Origin of the sequence: Terrisphaera buseokensis (assembly GCF_047521145.2) — a bacterium.
In the GTDB taxonomy this organism is placed as follows: domain Bacteria; phylum Verrucomicrobiota; class Verrucomicrobiia; order Opitutales; family Opitutaceae; genus ER46.
On sequence record NZ_CM134186.1, the window covers coordinates 3,213,620 to 3,238,655 of the forward strand.

Here is a 25,036-nt window from a genome sequence, read left to right on the forward strand (position 1 = left end):
CTAAACGGCAACGGGCGTCTGCGCGTTGGTTGACCAAACCAGCGCGGCGTTTGCCGTGTCGATCGTGGCTGCAGGAACCAGGTGCGCTCAACACGTGGTCGGTCGCCGCGCGGGGTCGTTCCGCACTTTTTGACAGAATGGACGGAATTGGCAGAATGAAGGCCCGGCTCGCGTGAGCTGATTTATTCTGTCCATTGTGTTCATTCTGTCGAAACCATGCCCTGAGGTGAATCCTCGCCCCTGTTGCGCAACTCCATGACCCATCCTTTTTCCGGCTCGAAACTGTGGTTCGTTCGGCTCGTTCCCCTCCTGTGGGGCGCGCTGACGTGTGCGCGCGCCGCCGCGGTGGATTTCACCCGCGAGGTGCAGCCGATCCTCGCCGAGCACTGTTTTCATTGTCACGGGCCGGACGATCAGGACCGCAAGGGCGGGCTCCGGCTCGATGTGCGCGAGTCGGCGCTAAAGGGCGGCAAGTCGGAGCTGACGGCGATTGTGCCGGGCAAGCCCGACGCCAGTGAGATCATTCTGCGCATCATCTCGACTGACGAAGAAGAGGTCATGCCGCCGCCGAAGGAGAAGAAGCCGCTGACCGCCGCCCAGAAGGACGTGCTCCGCCGCTGGGTGGCCGAGGGCGCGCCGTACGCGATGCACTGGGCGTTTGTGCCGCCGGTGAAAGCCTCGCTGCCGGCCGTTGAGGGCACCCAGGCGATCCCGCATCCGATTGATGCGCTGGTCGCGGCCAAGTTGAAATCGGCCGGGCTCACGCCCCAACCCGCGGCCGAGGCAACGACGCTCTGCCGGCGGCTCTATCTGGACTTGATCGGATTGCCGCCCTCGCCGGAAGAAGTCGCCGCGTTTGTGGCGGACGCGAAGCAGGGGCTCGCCGCAGCCGTGGACGCCCTCACACAGAAGCTCCTGGTCGACGAACGCTACGGCGAACGCTGGGCGCGCGTGTGGCTCGATGCCGCGCGTTATGCCGACAGCAACGGCTTCGAAAAGGATCTGCCGCGCGAGCAGTGGGCGTGGCGTGACTGGGTGATCGCGGCGTTGAATCGCGATCTGCCGTACGATCAGTTTGTCATCGAACAAATCGCGGGCGACCTGCTGCCCGGCCGCACGCAGGATCAGGTTGTGGCCACCGGGTTTCTGCGCAACGGCATGGTCAACGAAGAGGGCGCGATTATCCCGGAGCAGTTTCGGATCGAGGGTCTCTTTGATCGGATGGACTGCATCGGCAAGGCGACGATCGGCCTCACGCTGCAGTGCGCGCAGTGCCACACCCACAAGTTCGATCCCATTTCCCACGACGAATATTTCGGGACGCTGGCGTTTCTGAACAACACCTACGAGGCGCAGTCCTGGGTCTACACGCCGGAACAGCAGACGATGATCGCCAAGCTCCGCGCCGATCTGCAGGACGTCGACGAGCGCAGCAAGAAGGCGCTGCCGCAGTGGGCGCAGAAACTTGCCGCCTGGGAAAAGGAACTCGCCGGGCAACGCCTCGCGTGGACGCCCTTGGTCGCGACCGAGATGGGCAGCACCAGCGGGCTGAACCATCCGATCCAGCTGGCCGATCGTTCGGTGCTCACGCAGGGCCATCCTAGCACCCGTGGCGACATCTACATCATGGGCGAACCGGCGCTCGCGGGCGTCACCGGTCTGCGGCTCGAGGCGTTGTGTCACGACGATCTCGAGTTCGGCGGTCCCGGCCGCAGCAAGTACGGCACGTGGGCGATCAGCGAACTCGAGGTCACCGCGCAGAAGCCCGGCAGCGACACGTGGGAAAAGGTGGCCATGAAGCAGGCCACGGCGGATTTCTCGGAGGCGACCCGCGGGCTCGAACCAGAGTGGAACGCGGCCTTCGACAAGGATCACAAGCGGATCGTCGGTCCGGTGGCTTTCCTAATCGACGGCAACAACGACACCGCGTGGCGCGCGGATCGCGGTCCCGGCCGGCGCAACGCGCCGTCGGTCGCCGTCGTGCAGTTCGAGGAGCCGGCGCAATTTCCCGCGGGCACGAAACTGAAAGTGCTGCTGCGCATGCATCACAGCGGCGACGACAATGGCCGTCACAACACGATGCTCGGCCGGTGTCGCGTGTCGTTGACCCAGGCGCCCGACCCCAAGGTGCCGTCGGTTGACTACGGCGCGATCCTCGCGCTGGAGACGCCGGCGGAGAAACGCACGTGCGCGCAGGATGAACTCATTTACCGCGCCTGGCGCGCGGAGCGGCCCGAGGCGAAGAAGTTCAACACCGAGGCGGAGACGCTGTGGAAAAAATTCCCGGCGGCGGCGACGTCGGTGCTCCATCTCGCGGAACGCACGGGGCCGCTGGCGCGTGAAACGCATCTGCTCGAACGCGGCTCCTGGGATCGTCCGACCAAACGCGTGCCGCCCCACGTGCCCGCGGCGCTGCACCCGCTGCCGGCCGACGGCCCGCGCGACCGGCTCGCGTTTGCCCGGTGGCTGGCGGACCAGCGCTCGCCGCTCACCGCGCGCGTCGCGGTCAACCGCGTCTGGCAGGCGATCTTCGGCACCGGCATCGTCGAGACGCCGGAGGATTTCGGCACGCGCACCGCGGTGCCCGAGCACCAGGCGCTGCTCGACTGGCTGGCGGTCGACTTCATGGAGCGTGGCTGGAGCCAGAAGCAACTCGTGCGGACGATCGTGACGAGCCGCACGTACCAGCAGAGTTCCCGGAGCACGGCGGCGCAGATTGAGCGCGATCCGAACAATCGGCTCCTGTCGCGCGGACCCCGCTTCCGGGCCGAGGCCGAGGTCGTGCGCGACATTGCGCTCAGCGTATCCGGTTTGCTGACGCACAAGGTCGGCGGGCCCAGCGTCTTCCCGCCCGTGCCCGAAAACATCCTGGCCTACAACTATTCCAAGGTCACCTATTGGGACGTACCCGAGGGGCCGGAACGCTACCGGCGCAGCCTGTATCTGTTTCGCAAGCGCTCGATGCCCGATCCGATGCTGAGCGCGTTCGATGCGCCGAATGGCGATTTCTCCTGTGCGCGCCGCGTGCGTTCGAACACGCCGCTCGCCGCGCTCACCAGCCTGAACGAGCCGGTGTTCGTCGAGGCGGCGCAGGCGCTGGCCCGCCGGATTTGGCGCGAGGGCGGTGCCACCGACGAGACGCGCACTGCGTATGCGTACCGGCTGTGCACCGGACGCGCTCCGGTGAAGGCGGAGCAGGAAGCGGTGCGCGACTTGCTCGCGGCGACGCGCGAACGGCTCAAGCGCGGTGAACTCAAGGCGCTCGACATCGCCTTTGCCGCGTTTGCGAAGCCGTCCGAACTGCCGGCCGATGCCACGCCGATGGATCTTGCCGCGTGGACCGTGGCCGGACGCGTGCTGTTGAACCTCGATGAGACCCTGACGAAGAACTGAACTGACTGCCGACTTCCCATGAATTACCGCGACGACATTCGTACCCTCGAGGCCCAGCGTCTCACCCGCCGCTGGTTCCTGCGCGACTGTGGCGTCGGTCTCGCCGGCATCGCGTTGAACTCGCTGCTGACGCGCGAAGGCCGGGCCGCCCCTGTGCCCGCGCCGGCGGCGTCGAATCCGCTCGCCGTCAAGCCGCCGCATTTTCCGGCGAAGGCGAAGCGCGTGATCTACATGTTCCAGGCCGGCGCGCCGAGCCACCTGGAGCTGTTCGACCCCAAGCCCGAGCTGACGAAACGCGACGGCCAGCTGCCGCCGGCGGAGTTGCTCAAGGATTACCGGGCTGCGTTCATCAAGCCCAACTCCGCGCTGCTCGGACCGAAGTATAAGTTCTCCAAGTACGGACAGAGCGGCATGGAACTCAGCGAGCTCCTGCCGCACACGGCCAAGCTCGCGGACGACATCTGTCTCATCCGCTCGATGCAGACCGACGCCGTCAATCACGCGCCCGCGCAGATCCTGATGAACACGGGATCGCAGCAGTTCGGGCGGCCCAGCTTCGGGTCGTGGACGCTCTATGGTCTGGGCAGTCAGAGCGAAGAGCTGCCGGGTTATGTCGTGCTCACCAGCGCGAAGGGCACCAGCGGCGGCGCGAGCAATTACGGCTGCGGCTTCCTGCCCACGTCGTACGGCGGCATTCCGTTCCGCAGCACGGGTGATCCGGTGCTGTACCTGTCGAATCCCGCCGGCCTCGATGCGAAGGCGCAGCGGTCATCGCTGGACACGCTGCACCGGCTGAACGATCTCGCGCTGGCCGAGGCCGGCGATCCCGAGATCACGGCGCGCATCCAGAGCTACGAGATGGCGTACCGCCTCCAGACCAGCGCACCGGAGCTGATGGATCTTTCGCAGGAGCCGCAGGGCATTCTGGATCTCTACGGCATCACGGACGTGAAGCAGGCGAACTTTGCCCGCAACTGCCTGCTCTCGCGCCGGCTGATCGAGCGCGGCGTGCGCTTCGTGCAGCTGTTTCACGAGGCGTGGGACCAGCACGGCGATCTCACCAAGGCGATCAAGAAGAACACCGAGGACACCGACCGCGCCAGTGCGGCGCTGGTGACGGACCTCAAGCAGCGCGGCCTGCTCGACGAAACGCTCGTGGTGTGGGGCGGCGAGTTCGGCCGCACGCCGATGGTGCAGGGCGGCAACGACGGCCGGGATCATCACAACCGGTGTTTCAGCATGTGGCTCGCCGGCGGCGGCCTGAAGCGCGGCCACATTCACGGCGAAACCGACGATCTTGGTTTCAACGTCGTGCGCGATCCCGTGCACGTGCACGATCTCAACGCCACGCTGCTGCACCTGCTCGGTCTCGAGCACACGAAGCTCACGTACCGGTTTCAGGGTCGCGATTACCGTCTGACCGACGTGCACGGCAACCTCGTCCCCGGCATCATGGCGTAGGTTTCGCCGGAAGCGCCGGGCGTTTCCCGCGGGAGCGCCGGCCTCCGGCCGGCAATGGATGGTCGGAGCAGGCGGGATGCCTGCGCTCCCGGTTAACGCGCTCCCGGCGGTTGCGTTTCCTGCGCGACCTTTGCCGCGAGCGCCTTGAGGTCGAGCGCCGCACCCCTGGCCGGGAAGGGATTCTCGAGCAGCCACCAGTGTTCGGTGAAGCTCGCGCTCGCGCCCGGGGCGATGGTGTTGCGCGGGCCGATGGGCTCCAGTTCCACGGCGGGAATGTGCGCGGCCTGCGGATACCAGATGCAGCTCGTGAGCCCGGCGACCTCGCTGTAAACGCGATCCGGATACGTGGCGAAGCGCTTCACGAACGCGAGATCGTTGGGCATCTGGTAGGCGAACCAGTCCGCGTAGCTGTCGAAGCCGAGCTTCGGATACGTCGGCGGACCGAGGACCTCGAGGAAACCGTCGCGCGCCCGGATTGCGGGATCGGCCGGCCGCGGCTGGATCGCGCCCGGCGGCCCGGGCTGGTAGAGCACGTAGCCGTTGGGATATTTGCTGAGGGCCGGCGTCAGGGGCACGACGCCGATGCCGCCGTGAACGGCGAAGGTGCGGCTCCAGTGACACCAGTACTTCGTCTCGCGCGAAACGTTCCGGATGATCTGGGTGCACGCCAGGTGTGAGCTCGTCGCATCGAGCGTGAACTCCCGGATCAGTTCCACGCCGGTGGCGGGATCGGTCTGGCTGGTGAGACGAGCCGCGCGCGGGCCGGTGATCTCGGCCGTCCACGTTCCCGACCAGAGGACGTCACGGCGCGGCACAAGGTATTCGGGCCCGATGTCGAACCGGCCGGCGCTGACTTCGGGCCGGGGATTCGGCGCGCCGGCGGTCCACTTGCCCTCCTCGGGACTGAGATACAGCGCATCCTTGTTCTTCCAAGCGTAGCGCAGGACGCGTCCGCCCACGTGATGACCAAGGACGACGGTCGTGTGGGCGTTCGAGAGTTCGATGCAGTCGGGATAGTTCAGCAGCTGAACGCGGCGGGTGCCGGGCTGGTCGGCGGCAGCGGCAGACGCAGACGTAAGGGCCAGAAGCAAGAGGCCGAGGAACGGAGTGGCGAATGGGGGCATGGGGAGGAGCGTACTCTCAGCCAATGGTCGGGAAAAAGTCGATGACCGGGAAACTCTACGCAGACACTGCCGCTCGCGCGAGCGTAGGTTCGTCCGTTGACGGCGAGGGCAGCGGACGGTTCGATCGGCGGTCACACGCCTTATGCTCCGACTTTTCCTCCGGGTCTGGCTTCTCCTCGGCCTTCATGCGCAGGCATTCGCCTCACCCTACGATCATTCTTACGGAACGATGGCGCGATCGGCGGAAATGAGCCGGCAGGCTTCGTTTGATCGCTATATGAGCAGCGGGTCGCGCAACTACGGGACCGACCCTGCGGTGCTGGTCGAGCGGATCCGTCGCAGTTTCCCGCAACCCATCGAACCACCGCGGGCGACGGCTCCGGCCATTCCCAACCAGGAGACGCGGTGGGCGAATTATTGGCGGAACTACCGGGCGCCTGCTTCCAGCTACACGCGGCCGGTGGTGCAGGATACCCGTTCGCCCGCGCAAAAGCTGATTGATGCCGCGCAGAACGGAGACACGAACGCCATGTGGAACCTGGCGGTTTACTATTTCAGGGGCGTCAACGGTTGGGAGAAAAATCCGCAGGCAGGGGTGTACTGGCTCAAGACGGCGTTCGAACGTGGACGTGCCGATGCCGCCACGCGGTTGTTCTATTATTTCGACCCCGCGTGGAATCTCGGTGATGGCGACGTCAAGAAGGACGCCATTCAGGCGCTCTACTGGCTGCAGAAAGGGGCGAAGGGCGGCGATCCCGAGGCGATGACGCTTCTCGGGCAGCGGACGCTCGAGGGTGCCGGAGTCGACGTGGATGCGGTGGAAGGACTCCGGCTGCTCAAGGCGGCGCTGCAGGGCGGCGACATCAAGGCATTGATTTGGCTGAAGTGGGCTTATGAATACGGCCGCGGCGTGCCGAAGGATCTCCTCGAAGCCACCCGGTGGCAGCGGGAAAAACTGAAACGCGGCATGACCGACGTAAAGCCCGAGCTGATCCGGCTCCTGGTCGAAACGGACGACGCGCAGAACCGGCGAAACACGGCGGAGATTGTGACGCTGCTGGAGAGCGAACCGGAAAATCAGGAACTCCAGATCCTGCACGCATCGCTGATCGACACGGGTGTTCTCGGCCCGCCGGACCCGGTGAAATGCGTGGCGCTTTGCCAAACCATCATCGCCAAGAATCAGGTGGCTGGCGCGGGCGTCTATTTCATCGCCGAAGCCAAGCTGCTGCTGGCCGATCATCTCTACGAGGGGAATGGCGTCCGCAAGGATGAGCTCGCGGCGTACGCACTGTACCGCGCGGCGTTCGCGGCGCCGGGCGTGAAGTCGACGAAAAGCGGCTTCTACTATGCCTCGCTCCTCGGCGGACGCCTGAAAACGATCAAGGCAGACGGCAGCGCAGTGGCGATCGAAGAGCCCAAGACCGCGCTGCCGCTGCTCGTCGCCGCCGAGCGGGACGAGGCGTTGCCGAAAACGCTGCGCGCCGAGGCGGCATTGCTGGCCGCGCGGGCGCTGGCGAGCGATCCCTCGTTGACGAACGGCACTCCGGTCTCGGCCATCGAGAATTACCTGTATCAGGCGCAACAGTACGACCCGGAGCGGACCATCGGCATCGCATTCGGCGTGCGCCTGGGTTGGTTCGAGCCGTTTCAGAAAAGCAATGCGGCCGGCATCCTCGTTCAAGCTCCGGCATCAGTGAAAGCGGGGGGCGCGGTCACTTTCTGGCTTGCGGTCTGGCATTTCGAGGACACGGCAGGCAAGGGGCGCGACTGGGAGCGTCCAATCGACTACGTCCTGCAGCTGAAGAACTGGGACGCGCATCTTTGGCTGAGCGATCAGTTGCTGAGCGGAAAATACATTCCGAGGGATACCGTGCGCGCCGAGGAGTTGCTGCGGGCGGCGGCGACCGAAGGGCAGAACGCGCAGGCGCAAAATAATCTAGGCGTGGCGTTGTGGCGCGGCAGCCTCGGCGAAAAGAGAGTCGCGGAAGGGCTCACCTGGATGGAGCAGGCCCTCGGCAATGGATTCTGGGTCGCGGGTCGCAATCTCGCGAAGATTCATCATCTCGGACTGGATGTCCCCAAGGACGAAACGCGGGCGATCGGATTCCTGGAAAAGGCCGGGGAAGTCGGCGGCGCCGAAGCGGTGCAGCTCGTGGCGGATTCATATGAGAAGGGCGAGATCATCGGACTCGATCCGAAGGCGGCGGCCCGTTGGCGTGCAGTGGCCGCCAAGTAAGCGCAAGGCGTTCAGCTGACCGTCGAGGCGGCGACGGCGCCTCGACGGCGTCGAGCACACCGATGACGAACGGGCTGATCGGCGTGGCAAACGCGGTCGCAGGCCATTCCACGAAGCGCGCGAAGTTGAAAAGATATCCGGCCTTCACGTTGTACTCGTACACCACCGCGTCAGCGGACGCCGCGTGCACGGAGATTCCTCCCGGCCAGGCGGCCAGCAGCAACCCGGCCAGGCGAAGGCAGCCGTGGCACCTGCGGACTGTTCCGAACCAGGACATCGCTTAGAACTTCCAGGTAACCTTGCCGAAGACGCTGCGCGCCACCTCGGTCATCGAAGTCGAGACAAAGGTCGGCGCGAACTCCTGGTGAGATCCGAACAGGTTCTTTCCCACCAGTGAAATCTCCAACTGCCGGTGGGGATGCCACGCGAGCCGGAGATTCAGTGACAGGTAACTGGGAATGCGATTGTCCGCTGCGTTCACCCCAGGCGCTGACGCCCCGGTGGCGGTCACCGGGTCGACATAACTCAGCCAGCCGTCGAAATCGACCCGCCGGCTCGGTTCCATGGTGGAACGCAGCGACGCCTGGTGCCGGGGGGCCGAGAGTTTGGGCGCCGAGACCTGGCCGGTGAGCGCGTTGGCCGGCTCACGCAGATCCGCGGCGATGATGCTGACCTGACCATGGAGCCGCCACCACACGGTGGTCTGCCAGGTGGCCGCGAGCTCGCCGCCATAGGAACGGCCCTCACCCTGGTTGCTGAAGAAGCTGGCCGCGCGGACGTAATTCGGCACCTCACTCATGTCCACGGTCGTCGTGGTGCTGCGCAGCTTGTCGTAGACGTTGGCCGTCGATATTGATCAGCACGCGGCCGCCGAAGTCGCCGGGCCGGTTCACACCCCTCAAACCGGTGAAATTATAGGCGCGATCGAAGGTGACATAGAAACCGCGCACGGACTTGAGGAGGTCGCCGAGTGTGCGATAACCGAACTGCTGGATGTCCTCGCGCGTCACGATGCTGACCGCCGACGGTGCATCCGTGATCTTCTGCTCATGCTTGGACGCGCCGACGACCAGCGGGACGCGGATCGAGCCGAGCGCTTTCAGGCTCATGGATGCAAAGTCAGGTTCCACGCCCCTGCCGGCAGAAGCCGCTGCAGCGCGTGCCACCCCAGTGGACGCGACGATGGCTGCGCACAGACGCACAGCGCAGAAGCTGAAGAAGGTGAGTTTCACTTGTGTTAGATAACTCCACTATTCGTCCGTCTCATGGCGAACTGGAGTCGCTACGTGCGGAATCACCGCGAGTTACTGCGGTACGCTAGGGAAAATTAATGTCACTTTTTTCCTACAAGACTGATGCCGAAGAGTGTAAAAGTGTGCCGGCCGTTATCTTGCGCGTATTTGAAGCGCATCGATTCCCCTCCCCGACAGACGCCCCGGCATTTTCCGAAAAGCGGCGCACCGTCGTTGCGGCCATTAGAGGACGTCATCGGGTTGGCAACGAATGCGGTGTCACGGTCCGGTTTCCGCCTCGCTGGATTGCCGCGTGGGCGTCAGTCCCTCCGCCCGCAGCCGACGCTCCGGACTTGTGCCGCGGAGCGAGGGCCGTTTTCTCCGAAGACCATGATGATATGCATTGCCGTCTCCGGTCTCGATTCCTCGCAGGTTCGGCGGCTGCAGACCGCTCTGGCCGGGCACCAGCTGACGTTGATCGCGACGTTGCCGGAGAGCGCGAAACGCGCGGCAATCGCGGAGGCCGACGTGCTGTTTGGCAATGTGCCGGCGGGCTGGCTCGACGGCGCGCCGCGGCTGCAGTGGGTGCAGCTGGATTCCGCCGGCGTCGACGCGTATTTGAAAGTGAAGCCGGCGGCGGGTCGCCCGGCGGTGCAGTTGACGAATCTCAGCGGTTTCTTCGACAAGGCCGTCGCCGAGGCTGCGGTCGCCGGCATCCTTGCCTTTTATCGGCAACTGCCGCGGCTGATCGCGGCGCAGCCGCAGGCGCGTTGGGTCAAGCCGGAGGTTGAGCCGGCGATTCGCGCCCTCGACGGCAATCGAGTGCTGCTGCTCGGCGCGGGCACCATCGCGCGGCGGATCGAGCACGTCCTGCGGGCGTTCGACGCGCAGGTGCGCTGCTATGCGCGGCGGCCGCGCGCCGGCTTGTTGCACACGGCGGAGGAACTGGAGGCGGCACTCGGCGAAACTGATCTGCTGATCAACACGCTGCCGCACACGTCGGACACGGCGGGCTTCGTGAATCGCGCGCGGCTCGAGCAGCTCAAACCCGGCGCCGTCGTCGTGAATGTGGGCCGCGGTTCGACGCTCGACGAAACCGCGCTCGTCGCGCTGCTTGACCGCGGCCACTTGGGCGGAGCCGTGCTGGACGTGACGGCCGTCGAGCCGCTGCCGCCGGAAAGTCCGCTCTGGCGGCATCCCAAGGTCATCCTCACGCAACACACCGGCGGACGCTTCCCGGGCGAGGTGGATCGCAAGCTCGACGTGTTCCTGGAAAACATGAGGCGCCTTGAACGCGGCGAGCCGTTGCAGCACCTAGTCGCACCGGAGCGCGGGTACTGAGGGTCGTTCGGGAGCGGGCAGGGGACGGTATTCGGAGCGGAGCTTAACTCTTTCGCAATTCTGCCATGACCGAGGCGCGCAGGAGCCCCGCTGCTGGAGCATTCACGGTAAGGACGCACCTAGCGTGCGCCTGAATCTGATGGCGAAACGCGCGGCGGGCCCACGCGCGGAGCGTTCCGACAACGGTAACGATCGCAGGATTGCGTTTGGGGCCGGTTGTGCGCGGAAATCACGCGATGAAAATCGTGCTTCATTTCTGGGTCGTGGCGTTGGCGGTTTTCTCGACGCTCGTGCTGGCACCGGCCCGGACGGCGGCCGCGGAACCGTTCTTCTTCGTTCAGTTGAGCGACCCGCAGTTGGGCATGTTCACCGACAACAAGGATTTTGCGCAGGACGCCGCGAACTTCGAGTTCGCCGTCGCGGCGGTCAACCGGTTGCGGCCCGCGTTCGTCGTCATCACGGGCGATCTCGTGCACAAACCCGGCGACTCCGCCCAGATCACCGAGTACCGCCGGATCGTCGCGAAAATCGATCGCTCGATTCCGGTCTACAACATCGCCGGCAATCATGACGTGCAGAACGTGCCAACGCCGGAAAGCCTGCAAGCGTACACAAAGATCTTCGGCGCTGACCGGTACACGTTTCGGCACGGCGGGCTCGTCGGCATCGTGCTCAACTCGAGTGTGATTCATTCCCCCGAAAAGGCGCCGGAGCAACTCGCCGAGCAGGAACGCTGGCTGCGGACGGAGCTCACGAAGGCGCGCACCGAGGGCACGCGTCACGTCGTGGTGTTTCAGCATCACCCGTGGTTCATCCAGAGCGCTGCAGAGGCGGATCAGTATTTCAACATCCCGACCGCGCGCCGCGCCGCCTATCTGGCGCTGTTCCGGGAGTTCGGCGTGCGGTATCTGTTTTGTGGACACTATCACCGCAACGCCGAGGCGCGCGATGGCACGATTGAAAACATCACGAGCGGTCCGGTGGGCAAGCCGCTCGGCGGCGCCAAGTCCGGCATCCGCGTCGCCATCGTGCGCGACGACCGCATCGACCACCGTTACTACGAACTCGGGGAGCTGCCGGTGTCGATTGAGCTGAATCCGGCGCCGGCGAAAAAGAAGCAGTGATGGCGCTACGGTTTCGCGGCGGGTCGGAGCTGTGCCGCGAGACGATCCAGTCCGGCGAGGTTGCGCTGCAGGCCCTCCGCCGCATCGACATCAGTGCGGTGATTGAGGATGCCGACACGCCCGCGCCAGCCGCTGGCCTGGATGGTGCGCATGAGGCCGAGCTCGAGCTCGCCGTTGGCAAGCGTGACAATCTTGTCCGAACCCTTGTCACCGCCGGCGATCATGCCGTTGAGATTCACGGTATCGACGTACGGCGCCATCCGGCTCCAGCGGGCCGCAAAGTCCGTCAGGTGATCGTGGCCGTGGTGAAAATTATAAATCAGCCGCACGTTCTCGAGTCGTTCCGCGCGGAGTCGCTTAAGGATCGCGATCTGGTTGTCCGGATCGCCGAACCAGCCACCGTGATTGTAGAGTCCGACGACGCAGCCCAGCCGCGCTGCGGCCTGGACAATGGGGCGCACCCGCGCGAGTTCCCGTTCGATCCGCGCCGTTTGTTCCTCGGGCGTTGTGACGGCCTCGCCGGCGCCGGTCACCCACAGCTGCGGATGAATGCGGTGCCGCTCGATGACCTCAAGGATGCGGCGCGCGGTGTCGTCCAGTTTGGTGGGAAACCACCACGCGGTGATCTCGATGCCCCGGTCCTTCATCGCGCGCACCTCGGCGTCAAACGTCGCCACGTGCTCCGCGCGCCAGTCGTACGCGAAATGCCGGAAGCCGAGCGTGTGCAGCATCTCGGCGCGGGCCGCGGGATCGCGTTTCTTCGCATCGTAAGGGACGATGCACCACGCGAGCAGGTTCTCGCGGTCCCAGAGATCGGCCGCGAGCAGGGCGTCCGATTGCGGCGAGAGCGCGAGGGTCGCCAGCATGAGGCCGCGCAGCGCGGGCCGGAGAATCGGGGAGAAAAAATGACGCATGGGGAAGGGGCGGGGCAACGCGGACGCCTGTTTGTGCGCCCGGATCGGGCCGGAGATCAAGACTCGTCTTGCCTTGCGCCCGCCGTGCGGTTGAAACGCACCTTACTCCTATGTCCACCCCACGTCGCATCCCGTCTTTTCTGCGCGGCCTCGCGGTCGCCGTTCTTATGCTCGGCGTCGCCCGCGCCGCCACCACCCCTAACGATGCCTTCCTCGGTCGCTGGGCGCTGACCATTCAAGGCGGGGCCGCCGGCTGGCTCGAAGTGAAAAAGGAAAAGAGCTGGATCGAGGGCTCGATTCTCTGGCGCGGCGGCAGTGTGCTGCCGGTCGCGAGCGTCACGGTCGCCGACGGCACGCTCACGGTCACGCGCGTGCGCGACGTGGAGCGCAAGGACGCCGCCGGGAAGGTGCTGCTCAAGCAGACGTTCACGGAAACGCTCACCGCGCAACTCGAGGGCGACACCCTCAAGGGCGTGCAATCGGTGCCGCGCCTCAACGGGACCGGTTTCGACAAAGTCGAGTGGACGGGTAAGAAAATTCCGGCCCTGCCAGCCCGCCCGAATCTCGCGGCGGTGAAGTTCGGCGAACCGATCCCACTCTTCGACGGCAAGTCGCTCGCGGGCTGGACGCTGAAGGAGCCGGATATGAAGAGCGCGTGGTCCGTCGAGAACGGCGTCCTCGCCAATCGTCCGCCCGCGCACGTCGCCGGCCAGCCGAATGTTCGCACCGCCAATCTGCGCACCGAGCGCGAATTCGAGGACTTCAATCTCAAGCTCGAGGTGAGCGTGCCGGCCGGCAGCAACAGCGGCGTGTATCTGCGCGGCATCTACGAGGTCCAGGTGTTTGACTCGTTCGGAAAGGCGCTCGACTCGCACAACATGGGCGCGATCTACAGCCGGATTACGCCTTCGGTCGCCGCGGAAAAGCCCGCCGGCGAATGGCAGACGCTCGATATCACGCTCGTGGATCGTCACGCCACCGTCGTGCTCAATGGCCAGACCATCATCGACAATCAGCCGCTCGCGGGCTGCACCGGGGGAGCGATGTGGTCGGACCAGTTTCGTCCGGGCCCGATTTATCTGCAGGGCGATCATGGCGCGGTTTCGTATCGCAACCTGACGCTTCGTCCGGTGGTGAAGTAAGTCGGAACGCTTCGGCGCCTTCGCCTGCAGGTGCGGTCGGCGCGAGGGCGAGGACGGTGGCTTTGCGAGCGGTCGATCCGGCCGCTCGCTGGCGGTCGTAGCCACCGTTGGCGCGGCAAATTGGTTCCAAAATGGGAACACTCGCGCCCGGTTGTCGGCGGACGAAAAGGCGGCGAGTTTCAGGATTCGCGGGCGTTGATCGGTGACGCCCCCAAACCCCTGCAAACCCTGCGTGACTACCGCCATGGATTCCCTGCTCCGTCCTCGTTTCGTCTCCGCCTCTCCGTTCGTCGCCACGATGCGACGTCTCCTGCGTCGCCCCTCATTTGCCGTGGCGATTTGCTCCGCGGTGCTCGTCGGTCTCCCGCCGTCGACCCTCTCTGCGCAAACCGCCGCCACCGGTGTCGTCGAAGGCCGGGTCTTCAACGCGGCGACGGGCAACGCGCTCGTGAACGCGCGTGTTTCCCTGGAAGGGACGCAGCGAGTGGTGATCACGGATGAAGGGGGTTCGTATCGTCTCGCCGGCATGACTGCGGGCCCCGCTCGCGTTGCGGTCAGTTACCTCGGTTTGGAAACGCAGACAGTTGCCGTCAACGTGCCTGCGAGCGGCTCCGTGCGGCAGGAGTTCGAACTCACGCTGCCCGGCGCGACGCGCCGCACCGCCACCGGCGAAGTCGTGCAGCTCGATGCCTTCACCGTGGCCGTCGACCGGCAGATGAGCGCGCAGGCGATTTCGATGAACGAGCAGCGCACCGCGCCGAACATCAAGAACGTCGTCGCGATCGACGAGTTCGGCGACCGCGGCAACGAGAACATCGGCGAGTTTCTCCTCTTCCTGCCGGGCGTTTCCATCGCGACCTCGGGGTCCGAGCCGACGACCGTGTCGCTGCGCGGATTTCCCGGTGCCAACACCGGTCTCACCGTCGACGGGGGCGAGACGACCGCGACCTTCAACGGCAACAGCCGTGCGCTCGACCTGCGCGAGGTGCCGATGAACAACGTCTCCCGCGTTGAGGTCACGAAGGTGCCGACCCCGGACATGCCCGCGAGCGGGTTGGGCGGTTCGATCAATCTGATCACGCGCAGCGGGTTCGAGGCGAAGCAGCCCAAGCTCTCGGTCAACGCTTATACGATGTTTCATAATCACAACGGCTTCACCTTCGACGGCGGCCCGCGCAACGCCGACTCGACCACGAGCCCGAAGTACATCCAGCCGTCGTTCGACTTCAGCTACCTCCACCCGGTGAACCGGAACTTCGCCGTCACGATCGGTGGCTCGCGCACGTGGCGCGCCAAGCCGATGGAGACGGGGACGAAGGACACCGACGAAAGCGCCACATGGGACCTCGTGCGCCTCGTGCAGACGACCAGCCAGTGGCAGAGTCTCGCGCAGGTGTTCAAGACGGAGCAGGGGCAGATCGGTCTCGACTGGCGGATCAGTCCGACCGACACCCTGTCGGCGAGCGCACAGTATCGCAGCTACGACCTGCCGATCACGCGCAGCGTGCTGACGTTTGCCTACGGCGCCGGCGCGACGGGAACCAACACCTTCACCCAGGGCGCGGCCACGGCGGTCGGCACGGTCACGATGAACGGCAGCGGCGAAAACGTGGAGCCGATCACGCAGACCAAGCTCTACAATCTCAAATATCGGCATCGTGGAGACACGTGGCGCTGGGACGCCACGGGCGCGTTCTCGACGTCCGGCTCGAACCGCCCCGACATCGACAACGGCTATTTCAACACCACGCCCGCGACCATCGCGAACGTGGTGCTGCGCGGCGACGGCATCCCGGATTCCAGCGGCATCATTCCGACGACGTACAGTGCGACGCGCGCCGGCCAGCCGGTGGATGTGTACGACGGCGGCAATTATTCGATCACCAGCGGCAACACCAACCAGGTCGACTGGAACTCCCGCAAATACAACCTCCGCGGCGATCTCGCGCGGGATTTCCACGGACGCGTGCCGTTCTCGCTGAAAGTCGGTGCCTCGTTCGACACGATGCAGAGCGATCAGCGGCGCTATCCGAAGACATGGACGTTCCGGCCGAACGGTCTCACTGACGCCGCCTCGCGGCAGGCGAGCCGCTTCGACGTATTCGACGAAGCCTACAACGCCGAGGCGCCAACGGTGTTCGGCCGCAGGGTGCGCTGGATCAGCGGCAGCAAGCTCTACCAGCTCTACAAGCAGAACCCGACGTGGTTCGTTTCGGATGAAGCGCAGGTCTGGCAGGACTTCGTCAACCAGTCGCGCGAGCTTACGGAGCGCGTTTCCGCCGCGTACATCCGGGCCGATCTGCGCCTGCTCGACAACCGCCTCTGGCTCGTGGGCGGAGTGCGTTTCGAGCGCACCGACGACAAGGGCACCGGCCCGCTGAACGACATCAATGCCCAGTACCAGCGCAACGCGAACGGCACCTTCGTCCGCAACGCCGCGGGTCAGCGCGTGCTCATCACCACCGACACCCTGGCGCTGCGGAAACTCCGCTATCAGGAACGGGCGGCGACGTCGGATCGCAATTACAGCGGTTACTATCCCAGTCTGAACGCGAGCTACAACGTCACCGACTCGTTGATCCTGCGCGCGGCGTTTGCGAAGACCCTCGGCCGGCCGAATCTGAGTTTCATCATTCCCGGCACGACGATTTCCGATCCGGACGCCGCCAATCCCACGATCACGGTGAACAACGTCGGTCTGAAGCCCTGGACCGCGACGAGCTATGATCTCTCGCTCGAGAGCTATCAGATCAAGGACGGCTTCGGCTCGATCGGAGTGTTCCAGAAGGACATCAAGGATTTCTTCAGTTCGATCAGCACCGCAGCCACGCCCGAGTTGCTCGAGACCTATGGCTTGGAAAGCGATCCCACGTTGCTCAATTACCTGATCAACACGCGCACCAACGGCGGTGACGCGAAAATCCAGGGCATTGAGTTCAGTTACCGGCAGTCGCTGACGTTTCTGCCGCAGTGGGCCCGCGGCTTCCAGGTGTTCGTGAATGCCACCAAGCTCAACCTCGGCGGCAGCAACACGGCGGACTTCTCCGGCTACACGCCGAAGACGATCGCCGGCGGCATCAATTTCGTCCGCTCGCGCGTCGTGATCAAGGGCACCATCAGTTATCTCAGCGACGTGAGCACCGGTGCCGTGGCGGCGAACGCCACGACGCCCGCGGGCACCTTCAACTATCAGGCGAAGCGCACCCGCATCGGGCTCAACGCCCAGTACAGCCTCAGCCGGCGCTACGTGTTGTACGCGTCGGTCGTGGATCTCGGCGGTTTCGTGCAGGACCTGCAACGCTACGCGCCCGGCACGCCCGATTACGCGCGGCCGACGCGTCGGCAGGAGCTCGGCTTCTACACGAACGTCGGCGTGCGTGGGACGTTCTGATACCAATCGCTCTTTGCCTGTGGACTTTAGCCGTGGCTGCGAGCGCCAGCGAGTGGCCGTTCGGCCACTCGCTGGCGCTCGCAGCCACGATCGATCCAGAATTCCAAAAGCAAGGAGCGCAGGCGTCCCGCCTGCACTGATACGAAGCAGGCGGGACACCGGCGCTCCTGGGATACCCGACGCTCCCTGGTTACTTTCGCGGCACACCCTGGATGAACGCGCTCACGCCTTCGGTGAAATCGCGTTCGACCTCCTCGGTGAAAGGCGAGGTCCGCGGCTCGTAGCCACCGTCGCGGAATGCTTGTGCGGTCGGCAAGTAGCCGAGCCAGCCGTTCGCGTAGCCGAAATAGAAATTGTGGCGGAACGGCGAGTCGCGCCGGACGTTGAGCGCGATCTCGCAGAACAATTCGACCGGACTCGCCCACAGGACCGTGTCGTTGATCCGCGCGACGCGCACGGGAATGCGCACGAGGTCGGTGCCGCCCTGCGATTTCGCCGCGAACGCCTTCAGTTCGTCGGACCAGCCGAGGTCCTTCCGGCGCGGCGTCTCGACCCACGTTTCTCCGACCCACAGGTTGACGTCATCACCGGCGGCGCCCATCGCGCGGTTGGCCTCGAGAATTTTGTCGCCGAGCAGGACGCGGAATTCGCCGATGTGGGAGCGTGGTAGATCCTGGACCGTGTAGATCGGCGCGAGATTGCCCGCGGCGCCGTTCACGTAGAGCGTCGGCGCGCCGAGTTTCTCCTCGACGTAGGCGGCGACAACGCCCGGGCCGTCACCGCTGATCTGCAGCATCGAGCCCGCGAGCACCGTGCCGTGCATCGCGTAGTTCGCGATCAGTCCCATGGGGGAGCCGTCGGGACGCTCGAGCCGAATCAGACCGATCTGCCGGTCGGTGGGGCCGTCGGGGTTGAGGCCGAGGGAAATCTTTCCATCCACGTCGCGCGCGCGGCGGTTGATGTTGGCGCGTGACATTCCGGTGCCCATCGCGAGGCGCGCGGGGGCGAGCTGGGCGCGCGCCTGCTTGATGCCGCCGATCAGCGACGACTTGATGAACGCGCAGTAGTCGCGATCCCACGGATGATCCGAGCGACCCTTCAGCAGGATGTCGTACATGCCGGGCGGACCCACCTCGGGCGTGGAATGGCTGTGCGTCACCGTCCACCATACCTGGCGTGGCTCGATGCCGGTTTCCTTTTTCAGCTCGGCGGTGACTTCGTCGTACACCGTTGGCGAGAACAGGCAGAGGTCCGACGCGATGATGAAGAGCTGGGATTTGCCGTCGTCGAGCGCGGCGATCCGATGGAAGATGGGATCGCGGACGCCGGTTGATTTGCGCGGCCCGTAGCCCATGAGCCATTGCGGCGTGGTGGGCGTGATGTCGACTTTCACCACGGCGGCGCGAAAGGCGGCGTGCGCCGGACCGGCCAGAACAACAAGCGAGAGCAACAGGGGAAGGTAACGCATGCGGGCTCGTCTATGGCGGAGGCGCGAGGCGCGCGCAATGGCGTTGGCAGGAATGACGTGACCGCTGCGACGGTCAGTTTCGACGGCACTCCGGGCTCGCTTCGGCTGCCGCTGGAGAAATTCTGTTCTCAGACAAGCACGTAACCGTCTCCGCGTCTCGCACCCCATGAATTCTCCCTGGCCCCACCGTCTTCGCGCACTGCTGCCTATCGTCATTCTGTCCGGGCTCCAGTCAGTCGTGCTCACGGCGGCTCCCGCGACTCGCCCGTCATCGCCGACGCCCAACATCATCGTGTTGCTCGCGGACGACATGGGCTACGGTGATCCTCGTTGCTACAATCCCGCGTCGAAGATTCCCACGCCGAACATGGATCGCATGGCAGCGGAGGGCCTGCGTTTCACCGATGCGCACACGCCGGCGGCGGTGTGCACACCGACGCGCTATGGCACGCTCACGGGACGCTATTCCTGGCGCACGCGGTTGAAGAACATGGTGCTCTGGAGCGAATACGAGGAGCCGCTGATCGATCCGCAGCGTGAGACGATCGCACGGCTGCTGCAGCGCACGGGTTATCGCACCGCGGCGATTGGTAAATGGCATCTCGGTTTGAATTTCGCCCAGCCCGGCGGCGGCTTCGTCCGCGGGAAGACCAACCACATGAACGGCGCCGGCGGCACGCGCGCGGTCGATCTCGCGCAGCCGATTCAGGGCGGACCGCTCGAGCTGGGATTCAACGAGAGCTTCATCCTGCCGGGTGGCATCAATCTCGAACCGCACTTCTACATCGAAGGCGATCGTGCGGTGGGCAAGCCCACGGTCTGGCGCGCCGCCGCTGCGCCCACGCGTCCGGGCACGTCGGGCCTCGAGGTGCACGAAGGCTGGATGGCGGAAGGGTGGAGCGACGAGGACGTCGGCCCCACGCTTACGGAAAAGGCGCTGCGCTTCATCACCGCGCACGCCGCCGCGCGCACGCCGTTCTTTCTCTACTTCGCGTCGCAGGCACCGCACCGCAACTGCACGCCGCCGGCGTTTGCCCGCGGGAAGAGTCAGGCCGGCGTGCGCGGCGACATGGTCTACGAGTTCGACTGGAGCCTGGGTCGTATCCTCGCGAAGCTCGACGAACTCGGCATTGCTGAAAACACGATCGTGATCGTAACGAGTGACAATGGCGCGGTGCCGAAGAGCGATGAGGGCGACGACTTCGGGCACAAATCGAACGGCGAGCTGCGTGGATCGAAAGGCGGACTTTTCGAAGGCGGACACCGCGTGCCGTTTCTCGTGCGCTGGCCGGGGCAGGCTCCGGCGGGCCGGACCAACGGATCGCTGGTCGTGTTGACCGATCTGATGGCGACGCTGGCGAGCCTCGTCGGAACGTCGCTGCCGCCGGGCGCGGGGCCCGATAGTTTCAATGTGTTGCCGGCGCTGCGCGGGGAGACCATGGACGCGTCGGCGCGTCCCGCCGTTGTGCTGCATTCAGGCTCCGGTCTCTTCGCGATTCGTCGCGGACCGTGGAAGCTGAGTTTCGACGCCAAGATGAAACCCGTGCAGCTCGTCCACCTGGACCGCGATCCGCAGGAAGCGACCAACGAGATCGCGCGTGAGCCGGCCCTCGTGGCGCAGCTCCAGGCCGAGCTGGAGCGGATTCGCAACGCGAAGTCCTGAGCAAACAGGTTCCGTCGTCGGTCGTTCTTCGTTTCGATTTCTCTCTCCATGGCAATCTCCTCCCGCCAAGCTTCGGGTCTCATCCCCACGTTCCCCCTTTGCTCATGAACATCCCGAAATTTCTCCTGCTGCTCGCGACGTCGGTTGGCCTGGCCGTCACGGCCGGCGCCGCTCCGGAAACGCTCATCTACAAGCAGGCCGGCGACCGCGGCCTGAAGTTGCTGGTTGAAAAACCGGCCGACTGGAAGGCGTCGGATCGCCGACCGGCGATCGTGTTCTTCTTTGGTGGCGGCTGGGTGGGCGGAAGCCCGGCGCAGTTCGCGAAGCAGAGCGAGTATCTCGCCACGCGCGGCATGGTGGGGATTCGCGTCGAGTACCGCACGATCGCCAAGGGCGAAAAGGGGCCGCCGGTGGTCTGCTGTCAGGATGCCAAATCCGCGCTCCGTTACGTGCGTGCGCACGCGGCGGAGCTGGGCATCGATCCGCGACGGATTGCGGGCGCGGGTGGGTCGGCCGGCGGACATCTTGCAGCCTTCACCGCGCTGGTCGACGGCCAGGACGATCCGGCCGACGATCGCGCCGTGTCCTGCCGGCCCGACGCGTTGGTGCTGTTCAATCCCGTGTTCGACAACGGCCCGGGCCAGTGGGGCCACGAGCGGGTCGGCGAGCGTTTCCGCGAGTTTTCCCCGGCGCACAACATCACGAAAGCGGCACCGCCCAGCATCGTTTTTCTCGGCGACGAGGATAAACTGATTGCGGTCAAAGTGCTGGAGGAGTTTGCCGCGGCCATGAAGCGCGTCGGCGTGCGCTGCGATACCCACGTCTATCCGAAGGCGGCCCACGGTTTCTTCAACAAGGACCCGCACCTCACGCTCACCCTCATCGAAGCGGACAAATTCCTGGCGTCGCTCGGTTGGTTGAAAGGTCCGCCAACGCTCACCGCGCCGGCGGCCCCTTGACGCACGAGGACGCGGCGCTCCATCGCGGGTGATTTCCCGTGCTCTCCCGTTGACGCTGGCGGCCGAATGAATACCGATGGACGTTCGATCGTTCATGCGGCTTTCCCCGATTCCCTTTCTCCTCGTCCTGGCGTTTGTCGGCCCGCTCGGGCTGCAGGGCGCAAGTGCGCCTGATTTCAACCGCGACATCCGGCCGATTCTTTCGGACAAGTGTTTTCGCTGTCACGGTCCGGACGACGAGAATCGCAAAGGTGGCGAGAAAGGCCTGCGCCTTGATACGGCGGAAGGCGCGCGCACGGATCTGGGCGGCGGTGGTTTTGCGATCGTGCCCGGCAGTCTCGAAAAGAGCGAACTGCTCACGCGCATCACCACGACGGACGACGAGGACATCATGCCGCCGCGCAAGACCGGCAAGAGCTTGTCGGCGGCGGAAGTCGAACTGCTGCGGCAGTGGATCGCGAGCGGCGCCAGTTACGCGCGTCACTGGGCTTACGAAAAGCCGGTGCGCGCGAGCGTGCCGGTGGTGAAGGATGCGGCCTGGGCGCGCGGTGACGTCGATCGCTTCATTCTGGCGCGGCTGGAAAAGGAAGGACTGCGGCCGCAACCGGAAGCCAACCGTCCCACGATCGCCCGCCGCGTTGCGCTCGATCTGACCGGCCTCCCGCCGAGCCTCGCGGAGGTGGAGGCGTTTGTCGCGGATCGCAGACCGGATGCCTACGAACGTTTTGTGGACCAGCAGCTCGCGAAGCCGGCCTACGGCGAACACTGGGCGCGCGCGTGGCTCGACCTTGCGCGTTACGCGGACTCGAAGGGCTATGCCGACGACCAGCCGCGGAGCATCTGGGCGTACCGGGATTATGTGATCAACGCGCTGAATCAGGATCTGCCGTTTGATCAGTTCACGGTCGAGCAGCTCGCGGGCGATCTGCTGCCGAATCCGACGCAGGCACAGCTGTTTGCCACCGGCTTTCATCGCAACACGATGAACAACACCGAGGGCGGCACGGACGACGAGGAGTTCCGTTCGGTCGCGGTGGTCGACCGCGTCAACACCACGATGGCGGTGTGGATGGGCACCTCGATGGCGTGCGCGCAGTGTCACACGCACAAATACGATCCGCTCACGCAGAAGGAATACTTCCAGCTCTACGCGATTTTCAACCAGTCGGAGGACGCCGATCGCAATGACGAGTCGCCTTTCCTCGAGTTCTTTACCGAGGAGCAGAAGCAGCAGAAGGCGGCGTGGGAGGCCGAGGTGGCCGCGTTGGAAAAGACGTTTGCCGCCGTCCGCAGCGCGCATGTCGCCGCCGCGGCGAAATGGACGCGGGCGTTTCCGGCGCGGCTGGCGTGGCAGCCGGCCAAACCCGTGGCGGCGAAGTCCGTCGGTGGCGCGGCGGTGCGCGTTGACGCGGATGGGGCTGTATTCGTGGAACCTGGACAGAAGACCGACACGACCACGGTCGAGCTGGCGGTGACGCCGGGTGAAGCGGTGACGGCGTTCCGGATCGAATCGCTGCCGCACGCCACGCTGCCGGGCCAGGGCGCGGGCGGTGCGGGTGGAAACTTTGTCGTCACGCGCGTGCGGGCCGGCGTGAAGCCGTCCGAGCCGTTCCGGCGGGCGCGTTTCGTACGGATCGAATCGCCCGGCAAGGCGCGCATGCTGTCGCTCGCCGAGGTCGAGGTGTTCAGTGCCGGACAGAACATCGCGAAGGCCGGCGTGGCGCGGCAGGCCTCGACCGCCGAGAACGCTGCGGCTGCACGCGCGATCGACGGCCGGACCGATGGTGATTTTCTCAACGGCTCCGTCAGCCAGACCGTCGTCGGCGATGATCCCTGGTGGGAACTCGATCTCGGACAGACGCTGCCGCTTGAACGCGTCGTGGTTTGGGGCCGGCGCGGCGAGGAAGGCACGCCGGCCGGGTTGCGCGTCGTGGTGCTCGATGAGAACCGGCAGCCGGTGTTCGAGCGCGTCACGCGCGAGGCACCGCGGCCGACGAACGCGATCGCGTTGAGTGATCCGCGGGACATCAAGCTGCTGCGCGCCACGGCCGACTACTCGCAGCCCAACTTCGATGCCGGGGCCGTGGTGTCGGACGCCGAACCGCGTCGCGCGGGACGGGGCAAACAGGTCGCGCCGAAAAAGGGCTGGGCGGTCAACGGCGCGAAGCAGCAGGCGCACACGCTCGCGGTGCAGCCGGAAACGCCGCTCACGCTCAACGCCGGCGAGACGCTTGTCATTACGATCGAGCAGCAGTCGGCGACCGCGAAGGCGACGCTCAATCATTTCAGGATCGCGCTCACCGCCGATGCGCGTGCCGGCGAACAAATCCGCACGCCCGCGGCCGTGCTCGCAGTGGTGCAGAAACCCGAGACGGAGCGGACTCCGGCCGAAGGCGATCGGCTGCTCGACTATTATCTTCGTGAGGTGGCGCCCGAACTGCAGACCGAACGGAAACGGCTCGCGGGGCTGCAGAAGTCCCTGGACGAACAGATGCCGCAGACGTCGCCCATCATGCGCGAGCTCGCCGCGGACAAGCAGCGCGTCACACATGTGCAACTGCGCGGCAGCCATCTTGCGCTCGGCGAGGAAGTGACCGGCGGCGTGCCCGCGGCTTTCCCGCCGCTCCCCGCGGGGGCACCGGTCAATCGGCTCACGCTGGCCCGGTGGCTCGTCGATCCGGAAAATCCGCTGACGGCGCGCGTGCAGGCGAACCGCCTATGGGAGGCGATTTTCGGCATCGGTCTGGTCCGCACCACCGAGGAATTCGGTTCGCAAGGCGAGCCCCCGACGCATCCGGAATTGCTGGACTGGCTTGCGCTCGATCTGGTCGAGAACAAGTGGGGCATGAAACGTTTTCTGCGGCGGCTGGTGACATCCGCGGCGTATCGGCAGAGTTCGAAGGTTACGCCCGACGCGCTGTCCGTTGATCCCGAGAACCGGCTGGTGTCGCGCGGCCCGCGCTTCCGGCTCGGTGCCGAGACGGTGCGCGATCAGGCGCTCGCGGTGAGTGGGTTGCTGAGCGGGAAGACGCTCGGCCCCTCGACCCGGCCGTTCCAGCCGGCGTTTGATCTGCGCGCGGCGTTCGGTGGCGTGCTCGACTGGAAAACCAGCGAAGGCGAGGACCGTTATCGTCGGGGTGTGTACACGGAATGGCGGCGGAGCAGCCCGTATCCATCAATGGTGACCTTTGACGCGCCGAATCGCGAAGTGTGCACGCTGCGGCGCAATCGCACGAACACGCCACTGCAGGCGCTCGTGACGTTGAACGATCCCGTTTACGTGGAGGCGGCGCAAGCGCTCGCACGCGTGATTGGACACGGCAGTGCGTCGGTTGATGACAAGCTGCGCGACGGTTTCCGTCGCGTGCTTGGCCGCGTGCCGTCCCGCGCGGAGGTGCAACCCCTCGCGACGATGTACCGCCATGCGCTCGCGACGTACACGCGCGACACCGAGCAGGCCGCCGCATTGATCGCCAATCCGGTCAACCCGCCGCCCGCGACCTTCGTGCCGGCGGAGCTGGCGGCGTGGACGACCGTGGCCAACGTGCTGCTGAATCTCGACGAAACGCTGATGAAGCCGTGAGT

At 65.5% G+C, this 25,036-nt stretch carries 16 protein-coding genes; 10 read left to right on the forward strand and 6 right to left on the reverse strand.

All coding sequences use genetic code 11. From position 1 onward, the window contains the following. Window positions 1-255: 255 nt before the first annotated feature. Together ACLJEU_RS12020 and ACLJEU_RS12025 are read left to right on the forward strand one after the other, a co-directional pair. Window positions 256-3,393, forward strand: coding sequence for a PSD1 and planctomycete cytochrome C domain-containing protein (locus ACLJEU_RS12020; protein WP_414662981.1), 3,138 nt, complete (start codon window positions 256-258; stop codon window positions 3,391-3,393). A gap of 18 nt (window positions 3,394-3,411) precedes the next feature. Continuing rightward, window positions 3,412-4,854 carry a DUF1501 domain-containing protein gene (locus ACLJEU_RS12025; RefSeq protein ID WP_414662982.1) on the forward strand — a complete coding sequence of 481 codons (1,443 nt, stop codon included), beginning with the start codon at window positions 3,412-3,414 and terminating at the stop codon, window positions 4,852-4,854. A 92-nt stretch (window positions 4,855-4,946) separates the two neighbouring features. Here the strand turns inward: ACLJEU_RS12025 and ACLJEU_RS12030 are convergent, their stop codons facing one another. After that, on the reverse strand, window positions 4,947-5,978 hold the full coding sequence (locus tag ACLJEU_RS12030) for a hypothetical protein (RefSeq protein ID WP_414662983.1): 1,032 nt from the start codon (window positions 5,976-5,978) through the stop codon (window positions 4,947-4,949). Between the two features lie 142 nt (window positions 5,979-6,120). Here ACLJEU_RS12030 and ACLJEU_RS12035 point away from each other — a divergent pair, with 142 nt between their 5' ends. Beyond that, window positions 6,121-8,217 carry a tetratricopeptide repeat protein gene (locus ACLJEU_RS12035; protein ID WP_414662984.1) on the forward strand — a complete coding sequence of 699 codons (2,097 nt, stop codon included), beginning with the start codon at window positions 6,121-6,123 and terminating at the stop codon, window positions 8,215-8,217. Here the strand turns inward: ACLJEU_RS12035 and ACLJEU_RS12040 are convergent. From ACLJEU_RS12040 to ACLJEU_RS12050, 3 genes are read right to left on the reverse strand one after another with little or no spacing between them, the layout of a single operon-like run. Then, window positions 8,162-8,494, reverse strand: a complete 333-nt coding sequence (locus ACLJEU_RS12040) for a YfiR family protein (protein WP_414662985.1) — start codon at window positions 8,492-8,494, stop codon at window positions 8,162-8,164. The two genes, ACLJEU_RS12035 and ACLJEU_RS12040, sit on opposite strands and share 56 nt — an antisense overlap. A 3-nt stretch (window positions 8,495-8,497) precedes the next feature. After that, window positions 8,498-9,016 carry a TonB-dependent receptor domain-containing protein gene (locus ACLJEU_RS12045; protein WP_414662986.1) on the reverse strand — a complete coding sequence of 173 codons (519 nt, stop codon included), beginning with the start codon at window positions 9,014-9,016 and terminating at the stop codon, window positions 8,498-8,500. Continuing rightward, the gene (locus ACLJEU_RS12050; protein ID WP_414662987.1) at window positions 9,009-9,449 is read right to left on the reverse strand and encodes a TonB-dependent receptor plug domain-containing protein; all 441 of its coding nucleotides are present in this window, start codon (window positions 9,447-9,449) and stop codon (window positions 9,009-9,011) included. Before ACLJEU_RS12050 ends, ACLJEU_RS12045 begins: the two co-directional genes overlap by 8 nt. Before the next feature lie 390 nt (window positions 9,450-9,839). Between ACLJEU_RS12050 and ACLJEU_RS12055 the strand changes: the two genes are divergently transcribed. Next, on the forward strand, window positions 9,840-10,790 hold the full coding sequence (locus ACLJEU_RS12055; protein WP_414662988.1) for a D-2-hydroxyacid dehydrogenase: 951 nt from the start codon (window positions 9,840-9,842) through the stop codon (window positions 10,788-10,790). Window positions 10,791-11,026: 236 nt separating this feature from the next. Then, window positions 11,027-11,914 (forward strand): metallophosphoesterase, encoded by an 888-nt coding sequence (locus tag ACLJEU_RS12060; RefSeq protein WP_414662989.1) that lies wholly within the window; start codon window positions 11,027-11,029, stop codon window positions 11,912-11,914. Between the two features lie 5 nt (window positions 11,915-11,919). Here ACLJEU_RS12060 and ACLJEU_RS12065 read toward each other — a convergent pair whose 3' ends face one another. After that, window positions 11,920-12,828: a sugar phosphate isomerase/epimerase gene (locus ACLJEU_RS12065; RefSeq protein WP_414662990.1), complete on the reverse strand. Its 909-nt coding sequence runs from the start codon at window positions 12,826-12,828 to the stop codon at window positions 11,920-11,922. 110 nt (window positions 12,829-12,938) lie between these two features. On the opposite strand from ACLJEU_RS12065, the gene ACLJEU_RS12070 reads away from it, so the two are divergent. Both ACLJEU_RS12070 and ACLJEU_RS12075 read left to right on the forward strand, forming a co-directional pair. After that, window positions 12,939-13,970, forward strand: coding sequence for a 3-keto-disaccharide hydrolase (locus ACLJEU_RS12070; RefSeq protein WP_414662991.1), 1,032 nt, complete (start codon window positions 12,939-12,941; stop codon window positions 13,968-13,970). Window positions 13,971-14,214: 244 nt separating this feature from the next. Beyond that, the gene (locus ACLJEU_RS12075) at window positions 14,215-17,361 is read left to right on the forward strand and encodes a TonB-dependent receptor domain-containing protein (protein ID WP_414662992.1); all 3,147 of its coding nucleotides are present in this window, start codon (window positions 14,215-14,217) and stop codon (window positions 17,359-17,361) included. 190 nt (window positions 17,362-17,551) lie between these two features. Here ACLJEU_RS12075 and ACLJEU_RS12080 read toward each other — a convergent pair whose 3' ends face one another. Further along, entirely contained in the window at window positions 17,552-18,829 is a 1,278-nt protein-coding gene (locus ACLJEU_RS12080) for a neutral/alkaline non-lysosomal ceramidase N-terminal domain-containing protein (RefSeq protein WP_414662993.1), read from the reverse strand. 166 nt (window positions 18,830-18,995) lie between these two features. Between ACLJEU_RS12080 and ACLJEU_RS12085 the strand changes: the two genes are divergently transcribed. From ACLJEU_RS12085 to ACLJEU_RS12095, 3 genes are all read left to right on the forward strand, one after another. Next, entirely contained in the window at window positions 18,996-20,492 is a 1,497-nt protein-coding gene (locus ACLJEU_RS12085; RefSeq protein ID WP_414662994.1) for a sulfatase family protein, read from the forward strand. A gap of 104 nt (window positions 20,493-20,596) precedes the next feature. Then, entirely contained in the window at window positions 20,597-21,451 is an 855-nt protein-coding gene (locus ACLJEU_RS12090) for an alpha/beta hydrolase (protein WP_414662995.1), read from the forward strand. 94 nt (window positions 21,452-21,545) lie between these two features. Further along, window positions 21,546-25,034 carry a PSD1 and planctomycete cytochrome C domain-containing protein gene (locus ACLJEU_RS12095; RefSeq protein WP_414662996.1) on the forward strand — a complete coding sequence of 1,163 codons (3,489 nt, stop codon included), beginning with the start codon at window positions 21,546-21,548 and terminating at the stop codon, window positions 25,032-25,034. The last annotated feature ends 2 nt before the right edge of the window (window positions 25,035-25,036 follow it).